General features: G+C 70.5%; 9 protein-coding genes. 2 read left to right on the top strand and 7 right to left on the bottom strand.

The annotated features are described in order from the left end of the window. Positions 1–2 precede the first annotated feature (2 nt). From EHS43_RS29005 to EHS43_RS48115, 3 genes are all read right to left on the bottom strand, one after another. Entirely contained in the window at positions 3–1,046 is a 1,044-nt protein-coding gene (locus tag EHS43_RS29005; protein ID WP_125193686.1) for a TerC family protein, read from the bottom strand. A gap of 139 nt (positions 1,047–1,185) precedes the next feature. Then, positions 1,186–1,311, bottom strand: a complete 126-nt coding sequence (locus EHS43_RS48120) for a hypothetical protein (RefSeq protein WP_260470760.1) — start codon at positions 1,309–1,311, stop codon at positions 1,186–1,188. Continuing rightward, on the bottom strand, positions 1,308–1,931 hold the full coding sequence (locus EHS43_RS48115; RefSeq protein ID WP_260470759.1) for a universal stress protein: 624 nt from the start codon (positions 1,929–1,931) through the stop codon (positions 1,308–1,310). Before EHS43_RS48115 ends, EHS43_RS48120 begins: the two co-directional genes overlap by 4 nt. Positions 1,932–2,089: 158 nt before the next feature. On the opposite strand from EHS43_RS48115, the gene EHS43_RS28995 reads away from it, so the two are divergent. Next, entirely contained in the window at positions 2,090–2,428 is a 339-nt protein-coding gene (locus EHS43_RS28995; RefSeq protein ID WP_125193685.1) for a helix-turn-helix domain-containing protein, read from the top strand. 122 nt (positions 2,429–2,550) lie between these two features. Here the strand turns inward: EHS43_RS28995 and EHS43_RS28990 are convergent, their stop codons facing one another. Both EHS43_RS28990 and EHS43_RS28985 read right to left on the bottom strand, forming a co-directional pair. Beyond that, positions 2,551–3,204 (bottom strand): MBL fold metallo-hydrolase, encoded by a 654-nt coding sequence (locus EHS43_RS28990; RefSeq protein WP_125193684.1) that lies wholly within the window; start codon positions 3,202–3,204, stop codon positions 2,551–2,553. 9 nt (positions 3,205–3,213) lie between these two features. Continuing rightward, entirely contained in the window at positions 3,214–3,900 is a 687-nt protein-coding gene (locus EHS43_RS28985) for a maleylpyruvate isomerase family mycothiol-dependent enzyme (protein WP_125193683.1), read from the bottom strand. Between the two features lie 223 nt (positions 3,901–4,123). Here EHS43_RS28985 and uvrA point away from each other — a divergent pair, with 223 nt between their 5' ends. Further along, on the top strand, positions 4,124–7,189 hold the full coding sequence (uvrA, locus tag EHS43_RS28980; RefSeq protein WP_125193682.1) for an excinuclease ABC subunit UvrA: 3,066 nt from the start codon (positions 4,124–4,126) through the stop codon (positions 7,187–7,189). A 75-nt stretch (positions 7,190–7,264) separates the two neighbouring features. Here the strand turns inward: uvrA and EHS43_RS28975 are convergent, their stop codons facing one another. Next, positions 7,265–8,176: a carbohydrate kinase gene (locus tag EHS43_RS28975; protein WP_125193681.1), complete on the bottom strand. Its 912-nt coding sequence runs from the start codon at positions 8,174–8,176 to the stop codon at positions 7,265–7,267. After that, positions 8,173–8,858 (bottom strand): substrate-binding domain-containing protein (locus tag EHS43_RS28970; protein WP_148104111.1); only part of this gene is annotated, 686 nt, incomplete at its 5' end. The genes EHS43_RS28975 and EHS43_RS28970, both read right to left, overlap by 4 nt.

The raw sequence follows: 8,858 nt of genomic DNA, 5'->3' as shown, positions 1-8,858 counted from the left end.
GGTCATGACCGCCGCCCTTCCGGAGGGTGCGGGTCGGAGGGGGCCGAGGCGTGGGCGCCGGTGGCCGGGTGGTCCGTCCGGGACGCGGGTTCGCCGCTGTCGCCGCCCTCGCCCCCCTCGCCGCGGGTCGCGATGAGGGACCAGGCGATGGAGACGGTGATGGTGACGGCGATGACGCCGAGGGTGAGGGGAATGGGCAGCTTGCCGACGGGCGTCTCCGAGAGGATGAGCTTGACTCCGGCGAACGCGAGCAGCACCGCCAGGCCGTAGTGCAGGTACTGGAAGCGGCGCAGCAGCCCGGCGAGGCAGAAGTACAGGCTGCGCAGGCCGAGAACGGCGAAGGCGTTGGCGGTCCAGACGATGAAGGTGTTGGTGGTGATGGCCAGGACGGCGGCGACGGAGTCGACCGCGAAGACGAGGTCGGTGGCCTCGACCGCGACCAGGACCACGAACAGCAGCGTGGCGATGCGCTTGCCGCTGACGCGGATGAAGAACTTGTCGCCGTGGAATCGCGGATCGGTGGGGATGATCTTCTTGACGAGGCGGACGACGGGATTGCGGTCGGGGTGCACCTCCTCGTCCTTGGAGACGGCCATCTTGTAGCCGGTCCAGATGAGGAACGCCCCGAAGAGGTAGGCGGTCCAGAAGAAGACCTGGAGCAGTTCGGCGCCGATGAAGATGAACACCAGCCGGGCCGCGAGCGCGCCGATGACGCCCCAGAAGAGGACCTTGTGCTGGTAGGCGTCGGGCACGGCGAAGAAGGAGAAGACCAGAGCGAAGACGAAGACGTTGTCGATCGACAGGGCCTTTTCGATCAGGTAGCCGGCGTAGTACGTCGACGATGCCTCGCCGCCCTGCCACGCCCACAGGATCAGGCCGAAGCCCAGGCCGACGGCGATCCACAGGCCGCTCCACAGCGCGGCCTCGCGGAAGCCGATCACGTGGTTGTCGCGGTGGGCGATCAGGTCGACGGCGAGCATCACCCCGATGCCGAGCGTGACTGCGGCCCACACCCACAGCGGGACGGCGAACGACAGTTCATTCATGGTGGATCGACTTCCTCGTGTGGGGCGTAACGGCAAGGGCGGACAAGAAGGCGAGGAGTGGTGCCCCGGGCCTGGCGGGCTTCGGAGGGCTGCCGGGCCCGGGCGCTGATTCAGTTGGCCCAGGCGTTCACCTCCCGGTTCAGGCGGGTCGGCGGACAGTGGTGCGGCGGCGGCGCGGGCGCAGGGCGAGGGCGAGGCCGCCGACGACTAGGTCCACGAGGGCCAGCAGCCACCAGGGTGCGAGCGCGTGCAGGCCGTTCTTCACGTCTCGATCCGTCGGGCCGTGGGCAGGCGGCGATGGGCGAGCGTCCACACATTGCGCACCCCTGCCGGCGACAGGTCCGTGGGAGCCGGCCCCACGCCATCGGCGACAGGCACGGCCTCGGGTGCGGGTGCGACGGTGTGGACGAAGGGGCCGCCGCGTACGGCGGAGGCTTCGATCAGGCTGTGCGCGTCCAGACCGGCCGGTCCCCGGCCGGCGGCCACCACCAGCGGCGAATGGTGGCGAGCGGCCAGAGCCAGCACACCGCCCGCGGCCCGCAGCCGTCGCTGCCCGCCGCTCTCGGCCGGGACGCGGTGGACGACCGGGATGTAGCCGACCCCGGCCGTGCGCAGCCGGGGCAGCACCCGGGCCAGGATCACCCGCGCCGCCTGCGCGTCCACACGGGCGCGGTCCGGTATCTGCGACGGCGCGGGCACGACGGCGACCAGCAGCACCGGAGCCTTGCGGGGAGCGGCCAGCCGCACGGCCGCGTCCACCACGGCCAGGTCGTCGGGACGGTTGGTCACCAGCGCGGTGACCGGGTGCGGCTGGGACAGCGGCAGCACCGGAGAGCCGGTGTCCGCCGGGCGGGTCAGAGTCGGAATGGAGGTCTGGGACGACATCGGGGACCCCTTTCAGCAGGGTCGAGGGGGTGGTGAGGGTGCGTTCAGCGCCACCTGTCCCTCTGATTCCCGTCAGCAGTTACGCGAAAACTTTTTCGTAAATCTATTTTCGCGAAATGACGTTGATCATACGAAGTCGGCTTCGTATGATGACGGCCATGAGCCAGCCCTCCAGCCCGCGTGGCGACCAATGGACCTTCCTGACCAACCACGCCCGGGTCCTGATCGCCCTCGCCCGCGACCCCGAGTCGCGCGGACGCGACGTCGCCGACGCCATCGGGATCACGGAACGCGCCGTCCAGTTGATCGTCGCCGACCTCGAGGCGGCTGGATACCTCACCCGCGAACGCGTGGGGCGCCGCAACCGCTACACCATCGATCCCACGGTCGCCCTGCGCCATCCCAGCGAGGCGGACCATCCCGTCGGTGACCTCCTGGCCACCTTCCTGCACCGCGAGGACATCCCCGCCGACGACCACGAACGCGCCGTCTCGTGACCGGCGCCCGCCCGGATGCGGCGCCTCCGGCCGTGATCAACGATTCGGCGTTGCGCGGAAGGGGCCTGAACACGCGACCGCCCCTCTTCGGTTTCGAAGCAGGGGCGGTCGTCGTCGGACGGTCACCAGCCTCGTGCGCGCCACTCCGCGAGGTGGGGCCGCTCCGTGCCGATGGTGGTGTCGTTGCCGTGGCCGGGGTAGATCCACGTCTCGTCGGGCAGGATGTCGAAGAGCTTGGTCTCCAGGCCACCCATCAGGGAGCTGAAGTCTTCCGGACGTGTTGTCCGACCGGGACCGCCCGGGAAGAGGCAGTCCCCGGTGAACACATGCGGGTGTCCGTGCGGGTCGTCGTAGACGAGGGCGATCGAGCCGGGGGTGTGTCCGACCAGGTGGCGCGCGGTCAGCTCCACCTGTCCCACGCGGATGACGTCGCCGTCGTCGACCAGTACGTCGGTGGGCACGGGGATGCCCTCGGCGTCGTCCCGGCCGGCGTACGTACGCGCGTGTGTGGCCGCGACGACCGCTGCCAGCGCCTGCCAGTGGTCGCCGTGCCGGTGCGTGGTGACGACGGACGCGATGCCGTCGCCACCGATCATGCCCAGCAGGGTCTCCGCCTCGTTGGCGGCGTCGATCAGCAGTTGCTCGTCGGTGGCCCGGCAGCGCAGCAGATAGGCGTTGTTGTCCATCGGGCCGACCGCGATCTTGGTGATCATCAGGTCCTTGAGCTCGTGCACGTCGGCGGGCCCGCCGACCGTCACCTGTCCGCTGTACGTCATGGCGGCAGCCTATAGCGGGGGCAGCGCGGGCAGAGTGCCGCCGTGGACGGTCAGGGCCGAGCCGTCGCGGCGTCCGGCGAGCCAGCCGAGCAGATCGGCCGGCGGGCCGGCGACCACGAGTGCGGGGTCCCCGGCGCCGCCCGTCGGGATCCGCCGGCCGCCGTCCTCCTCGACGACGAGCGCGGGTACGTCGGGATGGCCCCGGAACCGTTCCGTGAGGAAGTCGATCTCGCGCCGGGTGAACTCCTCGGGGAGATCCTCCAGCTCGTATCCGATCCCGAGATCCACGTGGTGCAGCTCCACCTCGGCCCACCGCCGGAACGGCACCCGGGACGCCGCGTCGGTGACCCCGTTGCGCAGCTCGACCGTGCGCGACCAGTCCGCCGGCACGGCCGCGGTCGCGTCGAAGCGGGCGGTGCTCGCGCGGAGGTCGGCGAGCTGGGCGTCGAGGGGGCGCGGGGCGTCGCGCTCGATGTCGGCGTCGCGCGCCTGCGCGGAGGAGTACATGGGCCGGCCCCGCAGGACGTTCGCCAGGGCGTCGGCATTGCGGGAGAGGTGCGCGAGGACATGACCGCGGCTCCAGCCGGGCAGCCGTGACGACTGGGTCACGTCCGCGTTGTCCATCTTGGCGGCTGCGGTCAGCAGCAGCTCGGTCGCACCACGTACAGACTCCAGGTCATGAGCGTGATCAATCATGCTGCTGACCCTAGTCGCGCCACACCTTTGGGTGAAGGTGGTGAAGCAGTGCCGTAAATCGAATGCACGTGCTATATGGTCGGGTGCGGCGTCGGGCATGCTGGAAGGCCGGGGATTGTTATGCCTCCGGGAATCCGACCGGCGTTGTCAGTGGCTCCCCCTAGTCTGAGAAAGCACGGGGGCCCCGCCCCTGTCACTTCTCTCAAGAAAGGTGCGGACCGGCGTGGCCGACCGTCTCATCGTCCGTGGCGCGCGCGAGCACAACCTGAAGAACGTCTCGCTCGACCTGCCTCGCGACTCGCTCATCGTCTTCACGGGCCTGTCCGGGTCGGGCAAGTCCTCCCTGGCCTTCGACACCATCTTCGCCGAGGGCCAGCGGCGCTACGTGGAGTCGCTCTCCTCGTACGCCCGTCAGTTCCTCGGCCAGATGGACAAGCCCGACGTCGACTTCATCGAGGGCCTCTCGCCCGCGGTCTCCATCGACCAGAAGTCGACCTCGCGCAACCCGCGCTCGACGGTCGGCACCATCACCGAGGTCTACGACTACCTGCGTCTGCTCTTCGCGCGCATCGGCAAGCCGCACTGCCCCGAGTGCGGCCGCCCGATCTCGCGCCAGTCGCCGCAGGCCATCGTCGACCGGGTCCTGGAGCTGCCGGAGGGGAGCCGCTTCCAGGTGCTCTCGCCGCTGGTGCGGGAGCGCAAGGGAGAGTTCGTCGACCTCTTCTCCGACCTCCAGACCAAGGGCTACAGCCGCGCGCGGGTGGACGGCGAGACCGTCCAGCTCTCCAACCCGCCCGCGCTCAAGAAGCAGGAGAAGCACACCATCGAGGTGGTCATCGACCGCCTCACGGTGAAGGACTCCGCCAAGCGCCGTCTCACCGACTCCGTGGAGACCGCCCTCGGCCTGTCCGGCGGCATGGTCGTGCTCGACTTCGTCGACCTGCCGGAGGACGACCCCGAGCGCGAGCGGATGTTCTCGGAGCACCTGTACTGCCCGTACGACGACCTGTCCTTCGAGGAGCTGGAGCCCCGCTCCTTCTCCTTCAACTCGCCCTTCGGCGCCTGCCCCGAGTGCACCGGCATCGGCACGCGCATGGAGGTCGACCCGGAGCTGATCGTCCCGGACGAGGACAAGTCCCTCGACGAGGGCGCCATCCACCCCTGGTCGCACGGGCACACCAAGGACTACTTCGGCCGTCTGATCGGCGCCCTCGCGGACGCGCTCGGGTTCCGGACCGACATCCCCTTCGCGGGGCTGCCCCAGCGTGCCAAGAAGGCCCTGCTGTACGGCCACAAGACGCAGATCGAGGTCCGCTACCGCAACCGGTACGGCCGCGAACGGGTCTACACGACCCCGTTCGAGGGGGCCGTCCCCTTCGTCAAGCGCCGGCACAGCGAGTCCGAGAGCGACGCGAGCCGCGAGCGCTTCGAGGGCTACATGCGCGAGGTGCCCTGTCCCACCTGTGAGGGCACCCGCCTCAAGCCTCTCGTCCTCGCGGTCACCGTCATGGGCAAGTCGATCGCCGAGGTCTCCGGCATGTCCATCAGCGACTGCGCGGACTTCCTGGGCGAGCTGAAGCTCAGCGCCCGTGACAAGAAGATCGCCGAGCGGGTCCTCAAGGAGGTCAACGAACGGCTGAAGTTCCTGGTCGACGTCGGCCTGGACTACCTCTCGCTGAACCGCGCGGCCGGCACCCTCTCCGGCGGCGAGGCCCAGCGCATCCGCCTGGCCACCCAGATCGGCTCCGGGCTCGTCGGCGTCCTGTACGTCCTGGACGAGCCGTCCATCGGACTGCACCAGCGTGACAACCACCGGCTGATCGAGACCCTGGTCCGGCTGCGCGACATGGGCAACACGCTCATCGTCGTCGAGCACGACGAGGACACCATCAAGGTCGCCGACTGGATCGTCGACATCGGCCCCGGCGCGGGCGAGCACGGCGGCAAGGTCGTGCACAGCGGCTCCCTGAAGGAGCTGCTCGCCAACGAGGAGTCGCAGACCGGCCAGTACCTGTCGGGCAGGAAGGCCATCCCGCTGCCCGACATCCGGCGTCCCCTGGACCCGTCCCGGCAGCTCACGGTGCACGGAGCCCGCGAGAACAACCTCCAGGACATCGACGTGTCCTTCCCGCTGGGCGTGTTCACCGCGGTCACCGGCGTCTCAGGCTCCGGCAAGTCGACCCTGGTCAACGACATCCTGTACACCCACCTGGCGCGCGAGCTCAACGGCGCGAGGAGTGTCCCGGGCCGGCACACGCGCGTGGACGGCGACGACCTCGTCGACAAGGTCGTGCATGTCGACCAGTCGCCCATCGGCCGCACCCCGCGGTCCAACCCGGCGACGTACACCGGCGTCTTCGACCACGTCCGCAAGCTGTTCGCCGAGACCACCGAGGCGAAGGTCCGCGGCTACATGCCCGGCCGCTTCTCCTTCAACGTCAAGGGCGGCCGCTGCGAGAACTGCGCGGGCGACGGCACCATCAAGATCGAGATGAACTTCCTCCCGGACGTCTACGTCCCGTGCGAGGTCTGCCACGGCGCCCGGTACAACCGGGAGACCCTGGAGGTCCACTACAAGGGCAAGTCCATCGCCGACGTCCTGAACATGCCGATCGAGGAGGCCACGGACTTCTTCGACGCCGTCCCCGCGATCGCCCGCCACCTCAACACCCTCAAGGACGTCGGCCTCGGCTACGTCCGCCTCGGCCAGGCCGCGACCACCCTGTCCGGCGGCGAGGCCCAGCGCGTGAAGCTCGCCAGCGAGCTCCAGAAGCGCTCCACGGGCCGTACGGTCTACGTCCTGGACGAGCCGACCACCGGTCTGCACTTCGAGGACATCAGCAAGCTGCTGAAGGTCCTGTCCGGCCTGGTCGACAAGGGCAACACCGTCATCGTCATCGAGCACAACCTCGATGTGATCAAGACGGCCGACTGGATCGTCGACATGGGCCCCGAGGGCGGCGCGGGCGGCGGCCTCGTCGTGGCGGAGGGCACCCCGGAGGAGGTCGCCGGAGTCCCGGCCAGCCACACCGGCAAGTTCCTCAGGGAGATCCTCGGCGCCGACCGGATCAGCGACGGGACCTCGGTGAAGGCCCCGCGCAAGGCACCGGCCAGGAAGACGGCCGCGGCGAAGAAGACGGTCGCCGCCAAGTCGACGGCGACGAAGACGGCGACGGCCAGGACGACGGCGGCCAAGAAGGCCACCACCGGCACGGCGGCGAAGAAGGCCGCCGAAGCCACCAAGAAGGCCGTGCCCGCCAAGAAGACGACCCGGGCCCGCAAGGCCTGATCCGGCGCGACGGAGTGAGCGGTGCCCCACGGGAACTCCCGTGGGGCACCGCTCGCTTTCCAGCCAGCCCCGCCCTTACAGCTCACCGAGTTCCGACGCGTACGGCGGCTGCGCCCCGGCCCGTGAGCAGGTGATCGCCGCCGCGCGGGCCGCGAACCGCAGCAGCCGGGTCCAGTCCTCGACACCCAGGCCCGCGAGTGCCTCCGGGGACAGCGCGTCGAGCGTGGCCAGGCCGTGCAGCAGGGCGGCGTTCACGGTGTCGCCCGCGCCTATCGTGTCCACGACGTCGACCTTCTCGCCCGGTGCCGGCACCACCGCCCCGTCCCGGGTGAACAGGGTCAGCCCGTCACCGCCGTGGGTGACCACGACGGCCGAGGGCCCCGTGGCCAGCCACTCGCGCGGGGTGCCGCCCAGCCACAGCGCGTCCTCCTCGGAGAGCTTGAGCAGCGACACCGAGGGCAGCCAGCTCTTGAAACGGGCCCGGTAGGCGTCCGCGTCGGGGATCAGACCGGCCCGGATGTTCGGGTCGAGTGCGGTGAACACGCCCCGCGCGGCCGAGGCGTGCAGCAGGTTCTCGTAGGCGGTCGCGCCCGGTTCCAGGACGAGCGAGCAGGTGCCGAAGGACACCGCGCGGGTACCGGCGGGGAGCTCGGCGGGGGCGGCGAACAGGCGGTCGGCGGTGCCGTCGACGTAGAAGGAGTAGGCAGCCGAGCCGTCGGTGCCGATCGTGGCGACGGCGAGCGTGGTGGGTTCCGTGCCGCGCTGCACGGTCGACACGTCCACCCCTGCCTCCCGGAGCCCGTCGAGCAGGGCCTCGCCGAAGGCGTCGAGCGAGGTGCGGGAGCAGAAGGCGGTGGGGGAGCCGAGCCGGCCGAGGGCGACCGCGGTGTTGTAGGGGCCGCCGCCGAGCGCCGGCTTGAGACCCGCGAGGGCGCCCGGGCCCTGCGGTACCAGATCGATAAGGGCCTCACCGGCGACGACGATCACGAAACGGTTCCTTTCTCGAACTGCGAGGGCTGCGAGGGCTGCGGGGCCTGCGAGGGCTGAGGGGACTCCGGGGGACCCCCGGAGTCGGGACACCCGCACGACGTGCGGTGCATGAACGTGCAGTCCAGGCGCACGGTCCTGGCGGGCCGGTCCGGCATGTCGAGGCGCTCCAGCAGCACACGGACCGCCTGCGCGCCGATCTCCCTGCTGGGCTGGGCGATCGCGGTGAGCCGGGGTGAGAACAGATCAGCCCAGGCGAAGTCGTCGAAGCAGCACAGGGCGAGGTCGTCCGGTACCGAGAGGCCGTGCTGGCGCAGGGCGCGCAGGGTGCCGATGGTCATCGCGTTGTTGGCGGTGACGAGGGCGGAGGGCGGCACGGGGAGGCGGAGCAGGGCGGTCGTGGCACGCTCGGCGCCGGCCGACTCGGAGTCGCCGTGGACGACCAGATCGTCGTCGTAGGGGAGGCGGGCGGCGGTGAGGCCCTGCCGGTACCCGGCGATCCGCTCGGCGGTGGTGCTCAGGCCGGGCAGGCCGGCCACCAGGCCGATGCGCCGGTGCCCGAGCCCGGCGAGATGGGTGACCAGCCCGGCCATCGGCGCGGTGTTCTCGGCACAGACCTGATCGAAGCGCAGCGGATCACCCACCGGGCGGTCGTCCACAACACCGACCGGCCCTCCGGCTC

The organism is Streptomyces sp. RP5T (genome assembly GCF_003933965.1).
Taxonomy (GTDB): domain Bacteria; phylum Actinomycetota; class Actinomycetes; order Streptomycetales; family Streptomycetaceae; genus Streptomyces.
Note: the sequence above shows the minus strand (reverse complement) of the source record. Positions and strands in the feature narration are given on the sequence as shown.

What these genes read in the sequence shown, in the direction of transcription:
- EHS43_RS48115 (WP_260470759.1), bottom strand. Translation starts at nt 1,931, where the DNA reads ATGTCGTCCCAGACCTCCATTCCGACTCTGACCCGCCCGGCGGACACC.
- EHS43_RS28985 (WP_125193683.1), bottom strand. Translation starts at nt 3,900, where the DNA reads ATGATTGATCACGCTCATGACCTGGAGTCTGTACGTGGTGCGACCGAG.
- EHS43_RS28990 (WP_125193684.1), bottom strand. Translation starts at nt 3,204, where the DNA reads ATGACGTACAGCGGACAGGTGACGGTCGGCGGGCCCGCCGACGTGCAC.
- EHS43_RS28995 (WP_125193685.1), top strand. Translation starts at nt 2,090, where the DNA reads ATGAGCCAGCCCTCCAGCCCGCGTGGCGACCAATGGACCTTCCTGACC.
- EHS43_RS29005 (WP_125193686.1), bottom strand. Translation starts at nt 1,046, where the DNA reads ATGAATGAACTGTCGTTCGCCGTCCCGCTGTGGGTGTGGGCCGCAGTC.